Source organism: Variovorax sp. P1_G12, from assembly GCF_056405555.1.
Map to the genome: position 1 here is coordinate 13,288 of NZ_JBFUBW010000023.1, position 21,259 is coordinate 34,546.

The 21,259-nt window shown below is 69.3% G+C and carries 20 protein-coding genes; 4 read left to right on the forward strand and 16 right to left on the reverse strand.

What is annotated here, in order from left to right:
* Positions 1-15: 15 nt before the first annotated feature.
* Complete coding sequence (locus AC1D2O_RS24060) at positions 16-1,173, forward strand: acyl-CoA dehydrogenase family protein (RefSeq protein WP_478158024.1); 1,158 nt, start codon at positions 16-18, stop codon at positions 1,171-1,173.
* Between the two features lie 23 nt (positions 1,174-1,196).
* On the forward strand, positions 1,197-2,174 hold the full coding sequence (locus AC1D2O_RS24065; protein ID WP_478088823.1) for an acyl-CoA dehydrogenase family protein: 978 nt from the start codon (positions 1,197-1,199) through the stop codon (positions 2,172-2,174).
* 43 nt (positions 2,175-2,217) lie between these two features.
* Here the strand turns inward: AC1D2O_RS24065 and AC1D2O_RS24070 are convergent, their stop codons facing one another.
* Positions 2,218-2,526: an amidohydrolase family protein gene (locus AC1D2O_RS24070; RefSeq protein ID WP_478088821.1), complete on the reverse strand. Its 309-nt coding sequence runs from the start codon at positions 2,524-2,526 to the stop codon at positions 2,218-2,220.
* Positions 2,527-2,648: 122 nt separating this feature from the next.
* Between AC1D2O_RS24070 and AC1D2O_RS24075 the strand changes: the two genes are divergently transcribed.
* Positions 2,649-3,236, forward strand: a complete 588-nt coding sequence (locus tag AC1D2O_RS24075) for a hypothetical protein (RefSeq protein ID WP_478088820.1) — start codon at positions 2,649-2,651, stop codon at positions 3,234-3,236.
* Positions 3,237-3,291: 55 nt separating this feature from the next.
* On the opposite strand, the gene AC1D2O_RS24080 is transcribed toward AC1D2O_RS24075, so the two are convergent.
* The 5 genes from AC1D2O_RS24080 to AC1D2O_RS24100 form a co-directional block, all read right to left on the reverse strand.
* On the reverse strand, positions 3,292-4,095 hold the full coding sequence (locus tag AC1D2O_RS24080) for an SDR family oxidoreductase (RefSeq protein ID WP_478088818.1): 804 nt from the start codon (positions 4,093-4,095) through the stop codon (positions 3,292-3,294).
* Between the two features lie 17 nt (positions 4,096-4,112).
* Positions 4,113-4,967 carry a helix-turn-helix transcriptional regulator gene (locus AC1D2O_RS24085; RefSeq protein WP_478088817.1) on the reverse strand — a complete coding sequence of 285 codons (855 nt, stop codon included), beginning with the start codon at positions 4,965-4,967 and terminating at the stop codon, positions 4,113-4,115.
* Positions 4,968-5,017: 50 nt separating this feature from the next.
* A complete protein-coding gene (locus tag AC1D2O_RS24090; protein ID WP_478088815.1) occupies positions 5,018-6,220 on the reverse strand; it encodes an acyl-CoA dehydrogenase family protein in 1,203 nt (400 codons plus the stop codon).
* A 115-nt stretch (positions 6,221-6,335) separates the two neighbouring features.
* A complete protein-coding gene (locus tag AC1D2O_RS24095; protein WP_478088853.1) occupies positions 6,336-7,409 on the reverse strand; it encodes a phosphotransferase in 1,074 nt (357 codons plus the stop codon).
* Between the two features lie 78 nt (positions 7,410-7,487).
* Positions 7,488-8,273 carry an enoyl-CoA hydratase-related protein gene (locus AC1D2O_RS24100; protein WP_478158025.1) on the reverse strand — a complete coding sequence of 262 codons (786 nt, stop codon included), beginning with the start codon at positions 8,271-8,273 and terminating at the stop codon, positions 7,488-7,490.
* A 204-nt stretch (positions 8,274-8,477) separates the two neighbouring features.
* Between AC1D2O_RS24100 and AC1D2O_RS24105 the strand changes: the two genes are divergently transcribed.
* Positions 8,478-9,200: a GntR family transcriptional regulator gene (locus tag AC1D2O_RS24105; protein WP_478094135.1), complete on the forward strand. Its 723-nt coding sequence runs from the start codon at positions 8,478-8,480 to the stop codon at positions 9,198-9,200.
* A gap of 176 nt (positions 9,201-9,376) precedes the next feature.
* On the opposite strand, the gene AC1D2O_RS24110 is transcribed toward AC1D2O_RS24105, so the two are convergent.
* From AC1D2O_RS24110 to AC1D2O_RS24155, 10 genes are all read right to left on the reverse strand, one after another.
* Positions 9,377-10,147: a crotonase/enoyl-CoA hydratase family protein gene (locus tag AC1D2O_RS24110; protein WP_478094136.1), complete on the reverse strand. Its 771-nt coding sequence runs from the start codon at positions 10,145-10,147 to the stop codon at positions 9,377-9,379.
* Entirely contained in the window at positions 10,144-11,214 is a 1,071-nt protein-coding gene (locus tag AC1D2O_RS24115) for a branched-chain amino acid ABC transporter permease (protein ID WP_478094138.1), read from the reverse strand. Before AC1D2O_RS24115 ends, AC1D2O_RS24110 begins: the two co-directional genes overlap by 4 nt.
* 9 nt (positions 11,215-11,223) lie before the next feature.
* Positions 11,224-12,276 carry a branched-chain amino acid ABC transporter permease gene (locus AC1D2O_RS24120; RefSeq protein ID WP_478158026.1) on the reverse strand — a complete coding sequence of 351 codons (1,053 nt, stop codon included), beginning with the start codon at positions 12,274-12,276 and terminating at the stop codon, positions 11,224-11,226.
* Positions 12,273-13,022, reverse strand: a complete 750-nt coding sequence (locus AC1D2O_RS24125) for an ABC transporter ATP-binding protein (RefSeq protein WP_478086162.1) — start codon at positions 13,020-13,022, stop codon at positions 12,273-12,275. The genes AC1D2O_RS24120 and AC1D2O_RS24125 overlap by 4 nt, the downstream gene beginning before the upstream one ends.
* Positions 13,015-13,812 carry an ABC transporter ATP-binding protein gene (locus AC1D2O_RS24130; RefSeq protein ID WP_478086160.1) on the reverse strand — a complete coding sequence of 266 codons (798 nt, stop codon included), beginning with the start codon at positions 13,810-13,812 and terminating at the stop codon, positions 13,015-13,017. The genes AC1D2O_RS24125 and AC1D2O_RS24130 overlap by 8 nt, the downstream gene beginning before the upstream one ends.
* A 2-nt stretch (positions 13,813-13,814) precedes the next feature.
* A complete protein-coding gene (locus AC1D2O_RS24135; RefSeq protein WP_478158027.1) occupies positions 13,815-15,014 on the reverse strand; it encodes a substrate-binding domain-containing protein in 1,200 nt (399 codons plus the stop codon).
* A gap of 62 nt (positions 15,015-15,076) precedes the next feature.
* Complete coding sequence (locus AC1D2O_RS24140; protein WP_478086156.1) at positions 15,077-16,642, reverse strand: long-chain-fatty-acid--CoA ligase; 1,566 nt, start codon at positions 16,640-16,642, stop codon at positions 15,077-15,079.
* 38 nt (positions 16,643-16,680) lie between these two features.
* Positions 16,681-17,865, reverse strand: a complete 1,185-nt coding sequence (locus AC1D2O_RS24145) for an acetyl-CoA C-acyltransferase (RefSeq protein ID WP_478086154.1) — start codon at positions 17,863-17,865, stop codon at positions 16,681-16,683.
* Between the two features lie 22 nt (positions 17,866-17,887).
* On the reverse strand, positions 17,888-19,999 hold the full coding sequence (locus AC1D2O_RS24150; RefSeq protein WP_478086153.1) for a 3-hydroxyacyl-CoA dehydrogenase NAD-binding domain-containing protein: 2,112 nt from the start codon (positions 19,997-19,999) through the stop codon (positions 17,888-17,890).
* A 74-nt stretch (positions 20,000-20,073) separates the two neighbouring features.
* Positions 20,074-21,132, reverse strand: a complete 1,059-nt coding sequence (locus AC1D2O_RS24155; protein WP_478086152.1) for a zinc-binding dehydrogenase — start codon at positions 21,130-21,132, stop codon at positions 20,074-20,076.
* Between the last annotated feature and the right edge of the window lie 127 nt (positions 21,133-21,259).

The window sequence follows — 21,259 nt, forward strand, 5'->3', positions numbered from 1 at the left end:
CCGCCGGAGAACGCCTTGAGCCAACTGCTGTCCGCCTTCAGGCTTGCCGCCCTGCCCCCCGAAACGCAGGCGTTTCGCGAGGAGGTGAAGGCCTTTCTTCGCACCCACCTCGACGCTGCGCCGGCGGATGTTCGCGCGCGTTCGTGGATGGGGTTCAGCGCCAGCTTCAGCCGGAAGCTCGCCGCCCGCGGCTGGGTGGGCGTGACCCTGCCGGCCCCGTACGGCGGCGCCAGCCTCGATGCCTTCTCGCGCTTCGTGCTGGTGGAAGAACTGCTGGCCGCGGGCGCGCCGGTGTCCGCGCACTGGATCGCCGACCGCCAGAGCGGGCCGTTGATCCTGAAGTTCGGCACCGAGGCGCAGCGCGCCTTCTACCTGCCGAAGATCTGCGCTGCCGAGGCCTTCTTCTGCATCGGCATGAGCGAGCCCAACTCGGGCTCCGATCTCGCGAGCGTCGCCACCCGCGCGGTGCGCTGCGAAGGCGGCTGGCGCCTCAACGGCCGCAAGATCTGGACGACCAACGCGCAGCATTGCCACTACATGATCGCGCTGGTCCGGTCCTCCGGCGAATCGAAGGACCGCCAGCAGGGCCTGTCGCAGTTCATCGTCGACCTCTCGCTGCCGGGCGTGAGCGTGCGGCCGATCCGTGACCTGGCGGGCGATGCCCATTTCTCCGAGGTGCTGTTCGACGACGTGCTGCTCGCCGACGACGCGCTCATCGGCACCGAGGGCAGCGGCTGGGCACAGGTGAACGCCGAGCTGGCCTTCGAGCGCAGCGGACCGGAGCGCATCTATTCGAGCATCGTTCTGCTCGAGCACTGGATCGCCTGCCTGCGCCGCACGCCGGGCGCCTCGGTGCATGCCGCCACCATCGGCCGCTTCGCCGCCCACCTGGCCACGCTGCGCAACATGTCGATCGCGGTGACCACCAAACTGGTGAACGGCGAGAGCCCGGTGGTCGAGGCGGCGCTGGTGAAGGACATCGGCACCGAGTTCGAGCAGAGCATCCCGGCCGTCATCGAGGCGGCCATCGCCATGGACCCCGAAGGCGCCGTCGACCCCGAGCTGTACCGCGCGGTCGCCTACGTCAGCCAGGTGGCGCCCACCTTCTCCCTGCGCGGCGGCACGCGCGAGATCCTGCGCGGAATGATCGCGCGCGGTCTCGGCCTGCGCTGACCTCCGGCGAAAGAACCCTGACCATGTTTGCAGAAGCCATTGAAGACATCCTCCGCGACCAATGCACGCCGGCGGTGGTGCGCGCCATCGAGGCCGGCGGCTCGCCCGCGGCCTTGTGGAAATCCGTGGAGAGCGCCGGCTTTCTCGCGCTGCTGGCCCCCGAGGCCGAGGGCGGCGCGGAACTGCCGCTCGCGGAACTGTTCCCCGTGCTGTGCCATCTGGGCCGGTACGCCGTGCCGGTGCCGTTGGGCCAGAGCATCGTCGCGCGCGCGCTGCTGGGCAGCCGGCTGCCCATGCCGGACGGCATGGTCACGCTGGCGACCGCGCTGCGCCGCGACGCGGATGGAACGCTGCATTGCCCGTTGACGCCTTTCGGCGCCATCGCCGATGCCGTGCTGGCCCGGGACGGCGACGCCCTGCTGCTGCTGCCCTGCGCGGCGGCGCGGCGCACGCCGACCGGCGTCCATGGCAGCCTGGCCGCGTCGCTTTCGTGGACCAGCGATGCCGGCACGAGCCGGCTCGCCGATGCGGGCGCCGCCTTGCCCGCGTTCGCCGCCGCCCTGCATGCCGCCATGCTCGCCGGCGCCATGACCCGCATCTTCGAGATGACCCTGCAGTACTGCAACGATCGCGTGCAGTTCGGCAAATCGCTCGGCAAGTTCCAGGCGGTGCAGCACCAGCTGAGCGTGATGGCCGAGCACACGGCGGCGGCGGCTATCGCGGCCGAAGCCGCCTTCCGCGACGACGGCGAAGCGCCCCCGCTGCTGGCGTCGGCGATCGCCAAGTCGCGCGCCAGCGAAGCCGCGGTGCTGATCGCCGCGACCGCCCACGCGCTGCACGGCGCCATCGGCGTCACCGAGGAATACGACCTGCAACTGCTGACGCGCCGACTGCACGAATGGCGCATGGCGCATGGGTCGGAGGCGCACTGGAATCGGGTGCTGGGCGACCACCTGCTGGCCGGCGACGGCGCACTCACCGACTTCGTACGCGCCCTCTGAGTGCCCTGGGTCCTGCGGGGCCTGCGTCAGTTCCGGTGAGTCATCACGGCCGGCTGTAGATCGTCTTTCCTTCCTTGACGGTACGCAGCACCTGCAGCGCCCCCAGCGACTCGCGCGGCATCGTCATCGGATTGCCCGACAGCACCACGAAGTCCGCCAGCTTCAGCGCCTTGAAGGCGCCGAAATGGCTGGACTGATGGATGGCGATCACCGGGATGTCGGAGGCGACCTTGTCGAGATCGTCGCGGGTCGGATGGCGCTGCTCCTTCAGTTGCGAATCGTCGTAGCCGAAGCCGACCCACAACCCGAACTTGTTGGCGAACAGGGACTGCGGGCGACAATCGTGCGGCATTCTGCCCCGACGTCCTGACCGCAATGAGTTGACAGCCCCCCCCAACGCGGCAACAGTCGCAGCACCCACCGCAGGCAGGCTGGCGCCTGTTCGTTCCCCGCATGAGCACCCGGATCCGCACCATGGCCGATACAAAATTCGATTCCGACTCGCTGCCCCAGGAGGTGGTCTCGACGGCCGCCTCGGAGCTGTCGAGCCTGAGTCCCACCCAGGTCGAGAACGCCCTGACCCAGGCGCTGCCCCTGCCCGACATCATGTTCGGCGGGGCCGTGCTGGTCTTCGTGATCATGTTCCATGCCTTCTGGATCCGCATCATCACGAGCTCCTTTCTCAAGCGCTCGGCCGCCCTGGGCTCGCACGCCTCGCTGTGGCGCGCCGACCTGCTGTTCACGCTGACGGTGATGATGCTGCTCGCGCTGCACCTGGCGGAGGTGGTCGTCTGGTCGGCCGCCCTGATCTTCGGCCACATCATCGGCGAGTGGTCGACGGCGGCCTACTTCGCGGCGAACTGCTACACCGCGCTGGGCGAGCCGTTCTCGCTGCCGCGCGCCTGGCGCATGGTGCCCCCGATCATCGGGATGTCGGGCATCTTCGCTTTTGCTTGGACCGCCAGCGTGCTGGTCAATTTCGTGGCGCGCTACAACGACCTTCGCGCGCAGGTTCTCGCCGCCCCTCCCGGCAGCCAGGCCAAGCACCCGGTGCGCCCGTAGCGGTCCGCGTGCCCTGCGGCCGAGCTCAAGGCACAGCGTCCGGCGACCATGAGGTTCAGAGCAACGCCCCCGCCGACTCCAGCGCCGGCTTGACACTCTCCACCGCCCCGCCTCCATCGCACGGAATCAAGGCGCCCGAGATATAGCCCGCATAGGGCGATGCCAGGAACAACGCAAGGTTGGCGATGTCATCCAAGCTGCCGAAGCGCTTCAGCGGCACGGCGTTCTGTGCCGCGTCGCGCTCTGCCACCGAGGGCGCCATCAGCTTGCGGAAGCCTTCCGTGCCGTCGATCGGCCCGGGCGAGATCGAATTGATGCGCACGCCCTCCGCGCCCCACTCCAGCGCCAGCACGCGCGTGAGTTGGTCGACGCCGGCCTTGGCGGCGCAGGCATGCGCCTGGTAGCGCATCGGCACGAAGGACTGCGGCGCCGTGATGTTGATGACCGATGCGCCGGGCTTGCGCAGGTGCGCATGCGCCTGGCGCAGCACGTGGAAGCTGCCGACCAGGTCGATGTCGACCACTACCTTGAAGCCGTTGGACGACATGTCCTTGGCTTCGCAGAGGAAGTTGCCTGCCGCGCCCGACACCAGCACGTCGATGGGGCCGAATCGGTCGACCGATTCCTGCAGCGCGCGGCCCACCGCATCGAAGTCGCGCACGTCGGCGCACACGCCGTGCACCTCGCCGCCGTGACCGCGCAGCTCACCGATGGCGGCCGCCACGTTCTCGGGCTTGCGGCTGGCCACCGCGAGCCTGGCACCCTGGCGCGCGAACGCGTGCGCGATGCCGAAGTTGATGCCCGTGGTGCCGCCGAACACCACCACGTGCTTGCCAGTGAAATCGAAATCTACTTGCATAAGTCTTTGAGGAAGAATCAGGCGAACTGATAGCGCGGCGAGCCCGCAGCCGCCCGGCCGTAGAGCTCGAGCCTGCGGCTGCCCGCGAAGATCGACTTCGGCGTCAGGCCGTAGACCTGCCGGATCGAGTGGCTGAAATGGGTCGAGTCGGGGTAGCCGACATCGAGCGCGATGTTCGCCAGATTGGCGTTCTGCGTCACGTAATAGAGGACGCTGCGAGCCCGCTGCCAGGTCCGGAAGCTGCGGAACGGCGTGCCCACCTCGGCCTTGAACAGGTGCAGGAAGCGCGACACCGACAGGTGCGAGGCGTCGGCGCAGTCCTGCGCCGAGGTGTGGCTGTTGGGGTCGTCCTTGATGCGCGCGAGCGTGGCGCGGATGCGCCGATCGATGGCACGCGGCACCAGCGCCTCGCCGAAGAAGCTGTGGTCGAAGTCGGCCGTCTGCGGGAACTGCCGCGTGCTGCTGCAACGGAAGCGCTCGAGCGCGGCGCGCAACGCACGCAGCACCTCGTCGTCGCACACGAGGCCGCGCCCCTGCGCGATGAAGGCCGGCAGGCGCTTGCGCTCCACGCTGTCGGCCTCGATGAGGATGTTGCAGATCATGCGTTCGCCCGAGGCGATGCGATGCGGCACGTAGGGCGGAATCACCGACACCTCGGCCTCCTCCCAGGCGCCGCCTGCGACGCTGATGCGGTGCGGCTTGCTGAGCGACACGTAGATCGAATAGGCGCCGAAGGTGCGCACCGAGGGCTCGCCGAGCAGGCCCACGTAGAGCACGCGATCCGCGTTCAGCCACATGAGCGGCTCCTGCCGCGCGGGGGCGGTGCCGCGCACGGCGATGGAGGATGCGGAAGAGTCGAGTTCGATGTGCATGGTTGTCTCCTTGCTTCAGTCTGCCGAATCTGGGTGCCACGGGGCGGCTGCTAGCGATACTTCTTGAGCTCCAGCTGACCGATCTGGTTGCGGTGCACTTCATCGGGGCCATCGGCCAGCCGCAGCAGGCGCGCGGTGGCATAGGCCGAGGCGATGCCGTGGTCGTTGTTGGTGCCGCCGCCGCCGAAGGCCTGGATGGTCCAATCGATCACCTGGCAGGCCATCTTCGGCGCCGCCACCTTGATCATCGCGATCTCTGCCTTGGCGATCTTGTTGCCGACCGTGTCCATGCGGTGCGCCGCGTTGAGGGTCAGCAGCCGGGCCTGCTCGATCAGGATGCGCGACTCGGCGATGCGCTCGACCGTCACGCCCTGCTGCGCCACGGGCTTGCCGAAAGCCACGCGCGTGAGGCTGCGCTGGCACATCAGCTCGAGCATCTTCTCGGCCAGGCCGACCAGCCGCATGCAGTGGTGGATGCGCCCCGGCCCGAGCCGGCCCTGAGCGATCTCGAAGCCACGGCCTTCGCCGAGCAGCATGTTGGAGGCCGGCACGCGCACGTTCTCGAACGTGACTTCCGAGGCGCGGTCGGGCACGCCGTAGAAGCCGAACACCGCGATCGGCCGCACCACGGTGACGCCGGGCGTGTCGAGCGGCACCAGGATCATCGACTGCTGCTTGTGGCGGTCGGCGTTGTCGGGGTCGGACTTGCCCATGAAGATGCAGATCTTGCAGCGCGGGTCGGTGGCGTTGGTGGTGTACCACTTGCGGCCGTTGATCACGTAGTGGTCGCCGTCGCGCACGATGCTCGACGCGATGTTGGTGGCGTCGCTCGAGGCCACGTCGGGCTCGGTCATCGCGAAGCAGGAGCGGATCTCGCCGGCCAGCAGCGGCACCAGCCACTGCGCCTGCTGCTCGGGCGTGCCGTAGCGGGCCAGCACCTCCATGTTGCCGGTGTCGGGCGCCGAGCAGTTGAAGACCTCGGGCGCCAGGTGCGAGCGGCCCATGATCTCGCACAGCGGCGCGTACTCGAAGTTGGTCAGGCCGGCGCCATGCGAGGACTCGGGCAGGAACAGGTTCCACAGGCCGGCCGCGCGGGCCTTCGGCTTGAGCTCTTCGAGCACCGGGGCGACCTTCCACGGGCCCAGTTCCTCGGCCTCGCGGTAGTAGCGCTTCTCGTTCGGGTAGATGTGCTCGTCCATGAAGGCGGCGAGGCGTTTTTGGAGGTCCTGGACCTTGGGGGAGAACTCGAACACAGCTGACTTTCGGATGAGGTGGAGGAAGGAACGCGTCAGGCCGGCGCCGGGCCGCCCCAAGGCGGCCTGCGGCCCCCTCGGGGGGCAGCGACACACGAAGTGAGGAGCGTGGGGGTCACGTGAATGCGGTCCGGGGAAAGTGGGCCTCGACCTGCCGCCACGCGGCCTCTGCGATCGGCTTCGCGCGGGCGCCGGTCTCGCGCGCCTCGGCGCTCGACGCCGTGCCGTCGTGCGAGCGTTTCAGGATGCCCTGCAGGATGGCGGCGAGCCGGAACATCGCGTAGGCCAGGTAGAACTCCCAGTGCGCCGGGTCGACCGGCTCGCGGCCGACCCGGCGGCAATAGGCATCGAGGTAGGCGCGCTCGCTGGGGATGCCGAGCGCCGCGAAGTCGGCACCGGCCATGCCGCGGAACTGCTGCGCACCCAGCCGCCACGGCAGCGCGTGGTAGGCGAAGTCGGCCAGCGGGTGGCCCAGCGTGGACAGTTCCCAGTCGAGCAGCGCCAGCACGCGCGGCTCGCTCGGGTGGAAGATCATGTTGTCGATGCGCAGGTCGCCGTGGAAGAGGCAGGTCTCGTCCCCGGCGGGGACGTTCGCCGGCAGCCATTCGATCAGGCGCTCCATCGCGGCGATCGCCTCGACGCCGTCGGGCCCGGCCACCGTCGCCTGGTACTGGCGCGTCCAGCGCGCGATCTGGCGCTCGAAGAAGGCGCCGGGCCGCCCGTAGTCGGCCAGGCCGACCGCAGCGACATCCACCCGGTGCAGCGCCGCTACCACGCGGTTCATCTCGTCGTAGATGGCGCCGCGCTCGGCCACCTGCATGCCGGGCAGCGCCGGATCCCACAGCACGCGGCCGTCGACGAAATCCATCACGTAGAACGGCGTGCCGACGACTTGCGGGTCGTCGCAGAAGCAATGCACGCGGGCCACCGGCACGTCGGTGCCGCCCAGGGCATGCAGCACGCGGTACTCGCGGTCGACCGCATGCGCGGAGGGCAGCAGCACGCCGTCGGGCTGCTTGCGCAGCACGTAGCGGGCACCGGCGGCATCGCTCAACAGATAGGTGGGGTTGGACTGGCCGCCCTTGAAGCGGGTGGCCGTCAGCGGGCCGCGCAGGCCGGGCAGCCGAGCTTCGAGCCAGGCGGCCAGGCAGGCTGTGTCCAGGGCCCACGGGGCCGTTTCCGGAGACATCGCGCTCACGAGGAAGGTCCTTGCATGCGGCCCATCGTAGGCCACATTGTCTGACAATGCATCAGGGTTTGTCCGACACTATCGCCCGATAAATCGAGGGCTTCTCTTGGCCGAGAAGGCCTTGACACCCTCCTCGGCGTCGGCCGTGGCGCCCGAGGCGACCATGCCGCGGTGCTCGAGATCCAACTGCGCTTCCAGCGAACGGGCGCCCGCACCGTCGAGCAGGGCCTTGGTCCGCGCCAGCGCCGCGGTGGCGCCGGCGGCGAGCGCCTCGACCAGCGAGAGCGCGCGGGCTTCGAGCTCATCGTCCGCGTGGACCTGCGATACGGCGCCGATGGCCAGGCATTCGCGCGCCGTCAGCGGCTGGTTGGTGAGGAAGATCTCCTTGGCACGCGCGGCACCCACGCGGCGCGCCAGCAGCCAGGACGATCCGGCGTCGGGTGTGAGGCCGATCGCGGAGTAGCCGCCGCGCAGCTTCATCGACTCGGCCGCAAGCACGATGTCCGCGCTGAGCGCGAGGCCGATGCCGCCGCCGCCGACCGGACCGTTGAGCGCGCTGACCACCGGCACCGGCAGCGTCGCCAGCGTGTGGATCGCGCGGTGCAGCGGGGGAATCGTGCGGTCGAGCAGGCCGGACAGGTCGCCGCCCGCAGCCACGAAGTCGGCGATGTCGCCGCCGGCGCAGAATTGCCGGCCGCGGGCCCGCAGCAGCACGGCGCGCACGCCCGTGTCGGTGGCCAGCCGCTCGATGCAGTCGACCAGCGCGCGACCGGTCTCGAGGTCGAGCACGTTGGCCCGTTCGGGGCGATTGAGCGTGAGCAGTGCGACGGCGCCTTCACGCTCCAGCAGTACGGAGTCGGACATCCAGAACCTCTTTGAACGCAGCAGCGCCGCGACGATGGCCGAGCGTAGGCAAGGCCCTGCCCTGCGTCTTGTGCCAACTCGCTGCGACTTCGGCCTTTCGAGGGTTCACCCGAGGGCGAAGCCCTTGCGGCCGGTGCGTATTGCCTGACAATCACGTCAACAATTCCGGGTCTTTTCCCCCATGCCCCAAGCGCGCGAAGCCGCATGAACACCGCCCTCAAGACCGCCGCACCCAGGACGCCCGCCCGCACCCGGCCGGCGCCCGAAACGCCCCATCCCCGCAGCACGCCCGACCGCGTGGCCGACGCGATCAGCAAGGGCATCCTGATGCGGCGCTTCACGGTGGGCCAGCGGCTGGTCGAGGCCGATCTCACGCGCGACCTCGGCGTCAGCCGCAGCACCGTGCGCGAGGCCCTGCGCATCCTGGCGTCGAGCGGCGTGGTCGATCTCACGCCGCACCGCGGCGCGGTGATCCGCTCGCTCACGCGCGAGGACGCGGCCAGCCTGCTCGGCGTGCTGGAAGTGCTATCGGGCCTGGCCGCGCGGCTGGCCGCCGCCCACATCCACCGCGAAGGCAATGCCAAGCGCTTCGAGGCCGCGGCGCAGAAGCTGATCAGCGCCCGCACGCCCGAGGCGCTCGACCGCGTGCTCGACGAACGTGCCAACTACTACAAGGTGATGTTCGAGATCGCCGACAGCAGCGAGCTGGACCGCGTGCTGCCGCAGGCGCGGGCGCACCTGTTCCGCGCCCAGTTCTATCACTCGCTGACCACCGCCGACCTGAAGGCGATGGTGGCCGAGTACCGCGCCATCACCGAAGCCATTCTCGAGGGCGACGAGGCCAAGGCCGAAAGCCGCATGCGGCGGCACCTCCAGAAGAGCGGCGAGCGCACGCTGCCGCGGATGAGCAGCTTCTCGCTGGCATGAAACACCCCCGACGCGCCTGCGGCGCCCCGAGTCGCTGCCAGAGGCAGCGGCTCTTCGGGTCCGTCCAAGCCTGCGCAGGCAGGCTTGGAGCCGCGGACCTCAGCCCCTCAAGGGGCGATACCAGCGGCCCGGCAAAGCCGGTTCCGCGGTATCCCTGGTATCGGGCTGCCCCGTCCCTAGTGGCCCTGCCAGACCGCCGCGCGCTTCTGCGCAAAGGCGGTCGCGCCCTCGCGCGCATCCGAGGAGCTGTTGACCGCTCGCGCCACCGGTCGCTGGCGCTCGAACATCTCGTCGTCGGTCCAGGTGCGCGAAGCGTCCACGATCCGCTTGCTGGCCGCGACCGCGAGCGGCGCGTTGGCGTCGATGCGCCGCGCCAGTTCGAGCGCCGCATCGAGCGCGCCGCCGTTCTCCACCAGCCGGTTGACCAGCCCGCAGGCGGCCGCCTGCTCGGCCGTGATCGGGTCGCCGATGATCGCCATCTCCATCGCGAGGTTGCGCGAAACGCGGTGCGGCAGCCGCATCAGGCCGCCCGACGAGGCGACCAGCCCGCGCTTGACCTCGGGCAGGCCGAAACTGGCGCCGCGCGCCGCCACGATCAGGTCGCAGGCCAGCGCGATCTCGAAGCCGCCGGCGACCGCATGGCCCTCGACCGCCGCGATCAGCGGCTTGGCGCGCGGCGCCTCGCACATGCCGGCGAAGCCCCTGCCCTCGACGATCGGCTCGTCGCCGCCGGCCGCGAAGGCCTTCAGGTCCATGCCGGCGCAGAAGGAGCCGCCGGCGCCGGTCAGGATGCCCACGTGCAGTTCGGGCCGTGCATCGAGTTCCGACAGCGCCGCCGCCAGCGCGACCGCCACTTCCTTGTTGATCGCATTGCGCACCGCCGGACGGTTGATCGTGATGACCTGGACGCTGCCCCGCACCTCGACGAGCACGACCGGTGGATTCACAACACCTCCCTGGTGGACGCCCGCAGCTTGCCGACGATGCCGCTCGGGAAGAAATAGACCGACAGCACGAAGACGGTGCCGAACCACAGCAGCCAGCGGTCGGGGTGGAACAGCGCCGCCAGCAGCGGCACCCCGCCGAGCGAGCCGCTCATGCCGCCCATCAGGCTCTGCAGGTAGTTCTCGGCCACCACGAACAGCGCCACGCCGACCACCGCGCCGTAGACCGTGCCGAGCCCGCCGATCACCGCCATCAGCAGGATGTTGAGCATCACGTTGAAGCCGACCGTGGTCTGCGGCCCGACATAGCGCAGCCACAGCGCCATCAGGATGCCGGCGCAGGTGGCCAGCGCGGCGGCCAGGCAGTTGACCGCCACGCGGTAGTAGAGCGTGCGGTAGCCGATCGCCTCGGCCCGGAACTCGTTCTCTCGGATGGCTTCCAGCACGCGGCCGAAGCGCGAGTTGACCACCCGCAGCATCAGCAGGAACAGCAGCACGGCGCTAGCGAAGACGAGGTAGTAGGCCAGCACCTTGCCGTTGACCGTGGTGCCGAGGATGTCGTTCTCGAACAGGCGGAAGCCCGGCGTCAGCGACTCGGGCAGCTTGAAGGTGCGGCCGTCGTCGCCGCCGGTCAGGCCGCTCATGCGGGTCACCAGGGCGCCGAAGGCGGCGGCCACCGCCAGCGTCATCATCGTGTAGAAGATCGCCTTGACCCGCAGCGACACCAGCGCGATCAGGAAGGACAGCAGCAGCGACACGCCGAGCCCCGACAGCGCGCCGACCAGCATCGCGCTCCAGGTCGGCCCGAGCTTGTACATCGCGATCGCGACGCCGTAGGCCCCGATGCCGTAGAACATCGCGTGCGCGAACGAGACCACGCCGCAGTAGCCCAGCAGCAGGTCGAAGGACGCCACGAGGACCACGAAGACGCAGATGGTCGCCGCCACGTTGAGCGAGCGCGCGCCCGAGAACAGGAAGGGCGCGGTGGCGAGGTAGGCCACCACCAGCACCAAGAGCGCCGTGAGCCAGCGGCTGCGCGGCAGGTCACCCGAGAGGATCGTGTTGAACATGGCGCCCGCCTAGTGCTTGTTGACCGGATAGAGGCCCTGCGGCCGCCACAGCAGCACCGCCATCATCACGAGGATGTTGGAGACCAGCGCCATGTCGGGCAGCAGGAAGCTCACGTAGTTGGTACTGAGCGCGATCAGCATCGCGCCGGCGAAGCAGCCGGTGACCGAGCCGAGACCGCCGATGATCACGATGATCAGCATCTGCACCAGCACCTCGGCGCCGATCGCGACCGTGAACTGCTCGCGGTAGAAGCCCCACATCACGCCACCCAGGCCGGCCAGCGCCGAGCCGCCGACGAAGACTGCGACGAAGACGTTGCGGATGCGGTAGCCCAGGGCCTCGACCATCGAGCGGTTCTCGACCCCGGCGCGGATCAGCAGGCCGACCCGCGTGCGCATCAGCAGCAGCGTGAGGCCGGCGTAGACCACCAGCCCCACCGCCACCGCCACCAGCCGGTAGCGCTCGATCGCGACATCGCCGAGCAGCAGGGAGCCGCGCAGCGCCTCGGGCATCGGCAGCATCATCTGGTTGGCGCCGAACAGCACCAGCACGATCTGCTCGATGATGATCATCGCGCCGATCGTGATCAGGATCTGCTTGAGGTGGTCGCCGTAGACCGGCCGCACGAACAGCCGCTCGTAGACCCAGCCGAGCGCGGCCGTGACCACCATCGACAGCGCGATGACCGCCGTGATGGCCGCCAGGCTGGCCCACACCGATTCGGATTCGAGCAGGCCCTTGAGCGGCCCGACCAGCAGCGTGGCGGTGTAGGCACCGACCGCGACGAAGGCCGCGTGGCCGAGGTTCATGACGTCCATCAGGCCGAAGACCAGCGTCAGGCCGCTGGCCATGATGAACAGCATCATGCCCATGGCGAGCGCGGCGACGGTCAGGGTGACCCAGGTCGGGAAGCTGCCGATGACCGGCAGCGCCAGACCGATGAAAGCCAGAATCAGCAGGCCGGGCACCAGGTCGCGCCGGCGGCCGGGCAGTGCCTCGAGCGCCTGCGCCGCATCGGCGGCCGGCGCGGCGGGGGATGAGGGATGGGCGGCGGCGTTCAATGCACGGCTCCTGCATGCAGGCCGAGCAGGCGTGCCTGCAGGCCTTCGTCCTCGGACAGTTGCTCCATCGACCCGCTGTGCACCATGCGGCCGTCGTCCATCACCGCCACGTGATCGCCCAGCGAACGCACGAAGTTGAAGTTCTGCTCGACCAGCAGGATCGTCGTGTCGCGCGCCTTGAGTTGCTCGAAGGCCTCGGCCAGGTTGTCGACGATCGCGGGCGCGAGGCCCTTGGTCGGCTCGTCGATCAGCAGCAGCTTGCGCGGCTCGATGATCGCGCGGGCGATCGCGACCATCTGCTTCTGGCCGCCCGAGAGCGTGCCGCCCGGGCGCAGCCAGAAGCGCTTGAGCGCAGGAAACAGGTCGAAGATCCATTCGAGCCGCTCGTCGTCGAAGGCACCGCCGATGGCCGCCAGGCGCAGGTTCTCCTGCACCGTGAGGCCGGAGAAAATGCCCATGTCTTCGGGCACGAAGGCGATGCCGCTGCGCGAGATCGCGGGGGTCTCGGTCGCCGTGATGTCCTGCCCATCGAACACGATGCGGCCGGCGCTCGCATGCCACAGGCCCATGATGGTGCGCAGCGTGGTGCTCTTGCCGGCGCCGTTGCGGCCCAGCAGCACCGTGAGGCCCGAGCGCGGCACCTGCAGGTCGACGCCCTGCAGGATGTGGTACTCGCCGATGTGGGTGTGGACGCCGGCGAGCGTCAGCAGCATGCCGCCGGCATCGTTGCGTACTTTTTCAGGCATGGGCCACCGCCTTCGCCGCCCGCGGCGCGCTGCGCTTGCCCAGGTAGGCTTCCTGCACGATCGGCGAGGCCATCACCTCGGCCGGCAGGCCATCGGCCACCAGCCGGCCGTTGTGCAGCACGATGATGCGGTCGGCCAGGGAATGAATCACGTCCATCTTGTGCTCCACCAGCAGGATCGTCTTGTCGCCCTGCTTCTTGAGTCGGCCGATCAGTTCGAGGATGACCGGCACCTCGTCCACGCTCATGCCCGCGGTGGGCTCGTCGAACATCAGGATCTCGGGCTCCAGCGCCATCAGGATCGCGACCTCGAGCTTGCGCTTGTCGCCGTGCGGCAGCTTGGCCGAGAGGTCGCCCGCGCGCGCCGCCAGCCCGACCTGCGCCACGTAGTGCGCGGCCTGGTCGATCAGGTCGCGGCGGCTGCGCCAGACGGCCAGCATGTTGAAGCCGGCGTTGTGCCGGCTCTGCACCGCCAGCCGCACGTTCTCGAGCACCGAGAGCTTCGGGAACAGGTTGGTCAGCTGGAAGGCGCGGCCGATGCCCTTGCTGGTGCGCTGCGGCGCGCTCAGCCGCGTGATGTCCTCGCCCTTGAAGTGCACGCTGCCCGCGCTTGCGCGCAGCTGGCCCGACAGCAGGTTGAAGTAGGTCGTCTTGCCGGCGCCGTTGGGGCCGACGATGGCCGTCAAGGTGCCGGCGGCGAACTGCGTCGTCACCTCGTTGACCGCCACGTGGCCGCCGAACTGGATGCTGAGCCCGGTGCTCGCAAGCACCGGTGCACTGGAAGCCGCCATGCTCAGTGCTTCACGGTGATCGGCACCGGCATCTCGGAAGCCGGAATCTCGCGCACCAGTTCGAGCAGGTCCCACTCGCTGGCGGGCGTCTTCTTCATCTTGAACTGGTACTGCGCCTGCATCGCCTGGTGGTCTTCCTTGCGGAAGCTCATCTTGCCCTTGGGCGTGTCGAACTCCATGCCTTCCATCGCGGCGATCAGCTTCTCGGAGTCGGCCGAGCCGGCCTTCTTGAGGCCCGCGATGATGGCGCTCGCGGTCACGAAGCCGCCGGCGGTGAACAGGTCCGGCGGCATCTTGAAGCGCTTCTGGTGCTCCGCGACCAGCCAGTCGTTCATCGCGTTCTTCGGGAAGCCGTAGTAGTAGAACGTGCCGCCGGTCACGTCCAGGCCTTTCCAGGGCTTGGTGTTCTCGAGGTTGGCGCCGCCGATCGACAGGAACTCGATGCCGTAGCGGCCCGGATTCAGTTCGGAGATCTTGCGGATCGGGTTCGGCGCGCCCCAGATCACGACCAGGTACTTGCGGCCGGTGGCGTTCTTCATGCCGTCGAAGATGCGCTGCATCGGCGCCGTGAAGTCGGTGGTCGACAGCGGGATGAACTCCTCGTGCAGGATCTTGGCCTTGCTCTGGGTCGCCGCCATGGCTTCCTTGAAGGCCTTGACGCCGTCGCGCCCGTACACGTAGTCGGGCGCCAGGAAAGCCAGGTTGTCGCCTTCCTTCAGGCCGGCGGCGCTGGCCAGCGCGTCCTGGAAGGAGTTGCGGCTGGCGCGGAACAGGTAGCGGTTCCAGGCCGAGCCGGTCAGCGAGTCGGCAATGGCCGGCTCGACCATCAGCACCTTCTTGTACTCCTCGGCCACCGGCGCCATCGACAGCGCGCCGCCCGACCACGAGGTGCCGACCGCGATGTCGGCCTTGTCGTCGGACAGGGCTTCGGTCAGCATGGCCTTCGACAGCTCGGGCTTCATCTGGTCGTCCTTGACGATCACCTCGATCTTGCGGCCGAGCACGGTCATCGAGCCCTGCGTGAGGTATTCGAGGCCCAGGCGCAGGCCGCGCTCGGTGTCGCGCGCATAGGCTTCCGACGGCCCGGTCTTGCTCGCGATCAGCGCGATCTTGATGGGCTTGTCCTGCGCCTGCACGGCGGACATCGCGCCCAGCAGCGCGAGGGCGCCGAAGGCGGCGGCGATCAGTTTCTTCAAAGGCATGTCATGTCTCCAGGTGGATGGGGAGGACGACCTCGCCGGGTCGCTTCACGGTTTCTCGAAATTCAGCCGATGGCGCGCGTGCGGCCGCGCCAGTAGGGTTCGCGCAGCACGCGCTTGAGCACCTTGCCGCTCGGATTGCGCGGCAGCTCGGCCACGATGTCGACCGACTTCGGGCACTTGTAGTGCGCCAGGTTGGCGCGCATGAAGTCGATGATCTCGCGCTCTGTCACGGCCATGCCGGGGCGCGGCACCACGCAGGCCTTGACCGCCTCGCCCCAGGTGGCGTCGGGCACGCCGATGACGGCGCCGTCGGCCACCGCCGGATGGCGCATCAGCACGTTCTCGACTTCGGCCGGGTAGATGTTCTCTCCGCCCGACAGGATCATGTCCTTGATGCGGTCGTTGATGTAGAGGTAGCCGCCCTTGAGATAGCCGCCATCGCCCGAGCGGAACCAGCCGCCGTTGGCGTTGCGGCCCTCGGGGTAGGCCGCGGCCGTGGCTTCGGGGTTGCGCCAGTACTCTTTCAGGTTGCGGTCCGACTCGATCCAGATCTCGCCGACCTCGCCGTCGGGCAGGTCTTTCAGCGACACCGGGTCGACGATGCGCAGCCGCCCGCCGCCGATCGGGCGGCCGGCCGAGCGCAGCAGTTCGGCATCGCCCGCGCGATGGTCGGCGGGCATCAGGAAGGTGGCGGGGCCCGAGACCTCGGTCAGTCCGTAGACCTGCAGGAACTTGCAGCCGAAGGTCTCGAAGGCCTGCTGCAGCGTGGTCTCGCTGACCGGCGAGCCGCCGTAGGCAATGATCTGCAGGCGGCTGTAGTCGCCGCGCTTCACCTCGGGCACTTGCAGCATGAAGAGGATCATCGCCGGCACGATGAAGGTGTGGGTGATGCCGTGCTCGCCGATGGCCCGGATGTAGCCGGCCGGATCGAACTCCGAGTAGGCGCTGGTCTGGCCGCCGGTGTAGAGCGTCAGCAGCAGCATGGTCATGCCGGCGACGTGGAACACCGGCAGCGGATTGCCGAGCACGTGGCGCTGGTCGAACTCCCACTCCTTGGCGACCACGCGCGAGGTCGACAGCAGGCCGGCATGGCTCAGCACGATGCCCTTGGGCAGGCCGGTGGTGCCGGAAGAATAGAGCTGCAGCGCCGCATCGTTCGTATCGGCTTCGACCGGCGTGAAGCTGTCGTCGTGGCCCGCATGCCACTGCTCGAATGACAGCAATCCGTCGTGCGCCTGCTCGCTGCAGACCAGCGTCCTGACTTTGTCGAGTCCGGCCTCTCTCACGGTCGGAATGAAAGCCTGGTCGGCCATCAGGAAAGGCGCCTCGCCGTCCTTCAGGATGTAGGCGATCTCGGGTGCAGCCAGCCGCCAGTTGACCGGCATGCAGACCGCGCCGAGCTTGCAGGCGGCCAGGGTCAGCAGCAAGGTCTCGATGTGGTGCTTGGTGAGCACCGCGACGCGGCTGTCGCGTCCCACGCCCATTGCGGCCAGCGCGTTGGCGATGCGGTTGGTCGTGCTTTCGACGTCGGTGAAGCTGAGCTTGCGTTCGCCCCGGCGGTAGGCCACCGCGTCGGGACGCTCGCGCAGCTGGCGCCGGAGGCTGTCGATCAGGGTGCGGTCTTGCATCTGTCTCTCGTCTTTTTTATAGGGAATCCGGATTCGACTCAGGCGACTTCGAACAGCGCCGCGGCGCCCATGCCGCCGCCGACGCACATCGTCGCCACCACGTACTTGACGCCGCGGCGCTTGCCCTCGATGAGCGCGTGGCCGACCACGCGGGCGCCGGTCATGCCGTAGGGATGGCCGATTGAGATGCCGCCGCCGTCGACGTTGTAGATCGCGGGGTCGATGCCCAGGTGGTCGCGGCAATAGATCGCCTGGCAGGCGAAGGCCTCGTTGAGTTCCCACAGGCCGATGTCCGACACCTTGAGGCCGTGTTGCTTGAGCAGCTTCGGAATGGCGTAGATCGGACCGATGCCCATTTCCTCGGGCGCGCAGCCGGCCACCGCCATGCCGCGGTAGATGCCGAGCGGCGCCAGGCCGCGGCGCTCGGCCAGCCCGCGCTCCATGATCACGCAGGCCGAGGCGCCATCCGACAGCTGGCTGGCGTTGCCGGCCGTCACCACGCCGCCCTCGATCACGGGCTTGAGCGAGGCCAGGCCTTCGAACGTGGTCTCGGGGCGGTTGCCTTCGTCGCGCGAGAGGGTCACGTCCTTGAACGAGACTTCCTTGGTGTTCTTGTCGACCACCGCCATGGTGGTCTCGAAGGCCACGATCTCGGCGTCGAAGCGGCCAGCCTGCTGGGCATCGGCGGTGCGCTGCTGCGAGGCGAGCGAATAGCGGTCCTGCGCCTCGCGGCTGATGCCGTACTTCTTCGCCACGAACTCGGCGGTCTGGAGCATCGGCATGTAGGCATTCGCGGCGCGGGCGATCACCTTCGGATCCTTTTCCTTGGCGACCCAGCCCATGTAGGCCTCCTGCACCGCCGTGATGTTGTCGTGCCCGCCCGCGATCACGACGTCCATGCCGTCGACCATCACCTGCTTGGCCGCGGTGGCGATGGCCATCAGGCCCGAGGCGCATTGCCGGTCCAGGGTCTGGCCCGAGACGGTGTCGGGCAGGCCCGCTGCCAACACGGCATTGCGCGCCAGGTTCATGCCGGCGGTGCCGGCCGAGAGCACGCAGCCGATCACCGCGTCCTCGATCTCCGCGCCCTCGACGCCGGCGCGCTGCACCGCATGCGAGATCGCGTGCGCCAGCATGGTCGGAGACTTGGTGTGGTTGAGCGCACCCTTGTAGGCGCGGCCGATGCCCGTGCGGGCGGTGGAGACGATGACGGCTTCTTTCATGGGGGGTTCCGTGTGAGATTGATCAGGCGGCTTGCCAGTCGGAGAGCCGCTTGCCTTGCGCGGCCAGCGAGGCCAGCAGCGGCGATGTGCCCCAGTAGCCGTACGGATTGCCGCGCGTCTTCGCGTAGTGCGCCAGACGCTCGGCGATCACCGGCAGGCCGATCGCATCGGCCATGTGGATCGGGCCGCCGCGGTGGTCGGGAAAGCCGTAGCCGGCGACCCACACCATGTCGACGTCGCCCGGGCGGTAGGCGATGCCCTCCTCGAGGATGCGCGCGCCTTCGTTGATCAGGGGGTACAGGAGGCGCTCGACGATCTCCTGCGGCTGGATGTCGCTACGCCGCGCGATGCCGTGCTGCGCCGCGAGTTCGGCCGCGATGCGCGCGGTCTCGGGGTCGTCGACCGGCTTGCGGCCTTCATAGCGGTAGTAGCCGGCACCGGTCTTCTGGCCGAAGCGGCCGAGCTCGAACATCCTGCGCACCACGGCGCGGTAGCTGTCGTCGGGCGGCAGGCCACCGGCCTTGCCGTATTCGATGACGGTCTTGGCGCCGACGTCGATGCCCGCCATGTCGAGCATGCGGCAGGGGCCCATCGCCATGCCGAGCGCCTCGACCGCGCCGTCGATCTGCGCCGGGCTGGCGCCTTCCATCATCAGGAACTCGGCCTCGCGCATATAGACCTCGGCCATGCGGTTGCCGATGAAGCCGTAGCAGACGCCCGACACCACCGCCACCTTCTGGATCGTGCGCGCGAGCTGCATCACCGTGGCAAGGACGTCGGGCGCCGTCTTCGCGCCGCGCACCACCTCGAGCAGGCGCATGACGTTGGCCGGGCTGAAGAAATGCATGCCGACCACGTCGGCCGGGCGGCCCGTGGCCTCGGCCAGCACGTCGACGTCGAGCGTCGAGGTGTTGGTCGCGATGATCGCGCCGGGCTTGCAGACCGCGCCGAGCCGGGCGCAGACCTGCTTCTTCAGATCCATGTTCTCGAACACCGCCTCGATCACGAGATCGCAATCGGCCAATGCCGCATCGTCGAGCGAGCCGCGCAGCAGCGCCATGCGCGCCTCGACCTGCTGCGCCGTGAGCCGGCCCTTGGCGGCGCTGGCCTCGTAGTTGGCGCGGATGATGCCGAGGCCGCGGTCGAGCGCCGCCTGCGAGGTCTCGACCAGCACGGCCGGGATGCCGGCATTGGCGAAGTTCATCGCGATGCCGCCGCCCATGGTGCCGGCGCCGAGCACGCCGACCGAGCGCACCGGCCTGAGCGTCGTGTCGCGCGGCAGGCCCGGGATCTTGGAAGCCAGCCGCTCGGCGAAGAACAGGTGGCGCATCGCCTTCGATTCGGGCGAGATGCGCAGTTCCTCGAACAGCCGGGCCTCGGCGGCCTCGCCCTCGGCGAAAGGCAAGGCGGAAGCCTGCACCGCCAGCACGATGTTGCGCGCCGACGGATGAAAAGGCTTGCGGCGCGCGGCCTCGGCCAGCGCGCGCTCGAAGAAGTCCGGTGCCAGCGACTCGGTCGCGACCGCGCGCTCGCTGATGCGGCGCGGACCAGCGCCGCGCGCCAGCAGCGCCTCGGTGAAGGCGATGCCGGCTTGCAGCGGCGCGGCCTCGCTCAGTTCGTCGACCAGCCCGAGTTCGAATGCCTGGGCGGCGCCGATGCTGCGGCCGCTGGCGATCATGTCGAGCGCCAGTTCGGCGCCGACCACACGCGGCAGGCGCTGGGTGCCCAGCGAGCCCGGCAGGATGCCGAGCTTGACCTCGGGCAGGCCCAGCTGGGTCTTGGGATGGGCGACGCGCCAATGGCAGGCGAGCGCCAGTTCCAGGCCGCCACCGAGCACCGTGCCGTGCAGCGCGGCCACCACCGGGCGGCCCAGCGCCTCGATCCTTGCCAGCGCGCCGTTGAAGGGCTGGGTCGTGAAGTCCGGCAGGTCGAAGGAGGAGATGTCGCCGCCGGCGACGAAGGTGCGGCCCTCGCCATGCACCAGCAGCGCCTTGTAGCTGGCGTCGGCCTCGAAGGCATCGATGGCAGCCACCAGGCCGGCCACGACCGTCGGCGACAGCGCGTTGACCGGCGGGTTGTCGATGCGCAGCAGCGCGATGTCGCCATGGCGGCTCAAAGTCACGGGGGAGTTCATGGCGTCGGGTGGTGCGTTCGGGAGGGTCGAGGAGTCAGTCGAAGGTAGCAAAGGGACTTTCAAATCTCTTGCGTCTACAGGCTGACCGCGACTTCACCGCCGCCCGGCGCCACCAGCAGCTTGATCTGCGTCGTGGGACGCCGCAGCGCCTCGAAGGCGGCGGGCAGCTGCGCCAGCCCCACCACGTCGGTCAGCATCGCCGACGGGTCGACCCGCCCGGCGTCGAGCAGGTCCAGCACACGCCGCCAGTCGGCCTTGGCGTAGCCCATGACGAACTGCAGGTTCAGCTCCTTGGCCATGGCGCGCTGCGGCACCACGCGGTCCTCGGTGGCGCAGACGCCCACCACCACGATGCGCCCGCGCGGCGGGGCCAGTTCGATGCATTGCTGGATCAACCCGGCGACGCCCACGCATTCGAAGATCACGTCGGGCGGACCGCCGGCGTGGCGTGCGAAGGCCGGGCCGACCTCCTGCGCCACCGGATCGACCAGCGCCGTGGCGCCGAAGCGCGCAGCGACCTCGCGCCGGCCGGGCGCGCGTTCGCTGACCATCACCCGCGTGGCGCCGGCCTGTCGCGCGAAGGCGGTCACGGCCAGTCCGATGGGCCCGGCGCCGATCACCAGCACCTTGCTGCCAAGGCCGACCTGGCCCGACTGCACCGCATGCAGCCCGACCGCCAGCGGCTCGATCATGGCGCCCTCGCGAGCGCTCACCGCGCCCGGCAGCCGGATCGCCTGGCCCGCTGGCACCTTGACGTATTCGGCCAAAGCGCCGGGACGGTTCGGGCTGAAGCCGGTCAAGCGGTTGTTCGGGCAGATCATGCCGAGGCCGTCTCGGCATTCGCGATAACCCTCGTCCGTGCAGTCGCGGCAGGCGTTGTTGGGCAGCGCGGTGACGCGCTCGCCGACCTTCCAGCCGGCGGCGCCGCTCTCGACCACCTCGCCGGCGAACTCGTGGCCCAGCACCGTGCCTTCCTTCACCGTGAACAGGCCCGGGTGCGTCGCGTGCAGGTCGGAGCCGCAGACGCCGCAGTAGTGCACGCGCAGCACCAGCTCGCCGGGGCCGGCCTGGGGCAGCGGCAGGTCCTCGATGGCCAGCAGCCGGTCGCTGCCGCGGAAGACGGCGGCTTTCATGGGGCGGGGTTTTGGCGGCGGGAGGGCATGGCTGCAGTCTGGTGGCGCGGGCGGCAACTTTCTTGCGTCCAGCCGCTGACGTGCAGCCGCTGGGCGCAAGACGCCGGCGCCCTGCCCGCCTAGGCTT

Excerpts from the sequence above, each read along its gene's own strand:
- AC1D2O_RS24125 (WP_478086162.1), bottom strand. The coding sequence starts at position 13,022 with ATGCCTGAAAAAGTACGCAACGATGCCGGCGGCATGCTGCTGACGCTC.
- AC1D2O_RS24075 (WP_478088820.1), top strand. The coding sequence starts at position 2,649 with ATGGCCGATACAAAATTCGATTCCGACTCGCTGCCCCAGGAGGTGGTC.
- AC1D2O_RS24065 (WP_478088823.1), top strand. The coding sequence starts at position 1,197 with ATGTTTGCAGAAGCCATTGAAGACATCCTCCGCGACCAATGCACGCCG.
- AC1D2O_RS24100 (WP_478158025.1), bottom strand. The coding sequence starts at position 8,273 with ATGTCCGACTCCGTACTGCTGGAGCGTGAAGGCGCCGTCGCACTGCTC.
- AC1D2O_RS24130 (WP_478086160.1), bottom strand. The coding sequence starts at position 13,812 with ATGGCGGCTTCCAGTGCACCGGTGCTTGCGAGCACCGGGCTCAGCATC.
- AC1D2O_RS24115 (WP_478094138.1), bottom strand. The coding sequence starts at position 11,214 with ATGTTCAACACGATCCTCTCGGGTGACCTGCCGCGCAGCCGCTGGCTC.
- AC1D2O_RS24080 (WP_478088818.1), bottom strand. The coding sequence starts at position 4,095 with ATGCAAGTAGATTTCGATTTCACTGGCAAGCACGTGGTGGTGTTCGGC.
- AC1D2O_RS24150 (WP_478086153.1), bottom strand. The coding sequence starts at position 19,999 with ATGAACTCCCCCGTGACTTTGAGCCGCCATGGCGACATCGCGCTGCTG.
- AC1D2O_RS24155 (WP_478086152.1), bottom strand. The coding sequence starts at position 21,132 with ATGAAAGCCGCCGTCTTCCGCGGCAGCGACCGGCTGCTGGCCATCGAG.
- AC1D2O_RS24140 (WP_478086156.1), bottom strand. The coding sequence starts at position 16,642 with ATGCAAGACCGCACCCTGATCGACAGCCTCCGGCGCCAGCTGCGCGAG.
- AC1D2O_RS24085 (WP_478088817.1), bottom strand. The coding sequence starts at position 4,967 with ATGCACATCGAACTCGACTCTTCCGCATCCTCCATCGCCGTGCGCGGC.
- AC1D2O_RS24070 (WP_478088821.1), bottom strand. The coding sequence starts at position 2,526 with ATGCCGCACGATTGTCGCCCGCAGTCCCTGTTCGCCAACAAGTTCGGG.
- AC1D2O_RS24105 (WP_478094135.1), top strand. The coding sequence starts at position 8,478 with ATGAACACCGCCCTCAAGACCGCCGCACCCAGGACGCCCGCCCGCACC.
- AC1D2O_RS24145 (WP_478086154.1), bottom strand. The coding sequence starts at position 17,865 with ATGAAAGAAGCCGTCATCGTCTCCACCGCCCGCACGGGCATCGGCCGC.
- AC1D2O_RS24095 (WP_478088853.1), bottom strand. The coding sequence starts at position 7,409 with ATGTCTCCGGAAACGGCCCCGTGGGCCCTGGACACAGCCTGCCTGGCC.
- AC1D2O_RS24135 (WP_478158027.1), bottom strand. The coding sequence starts at position 15,014 with ATGCCTTTGAAGAAACTGATCGCCGCCGCCTTCGGCGCCCTCGCGCTG.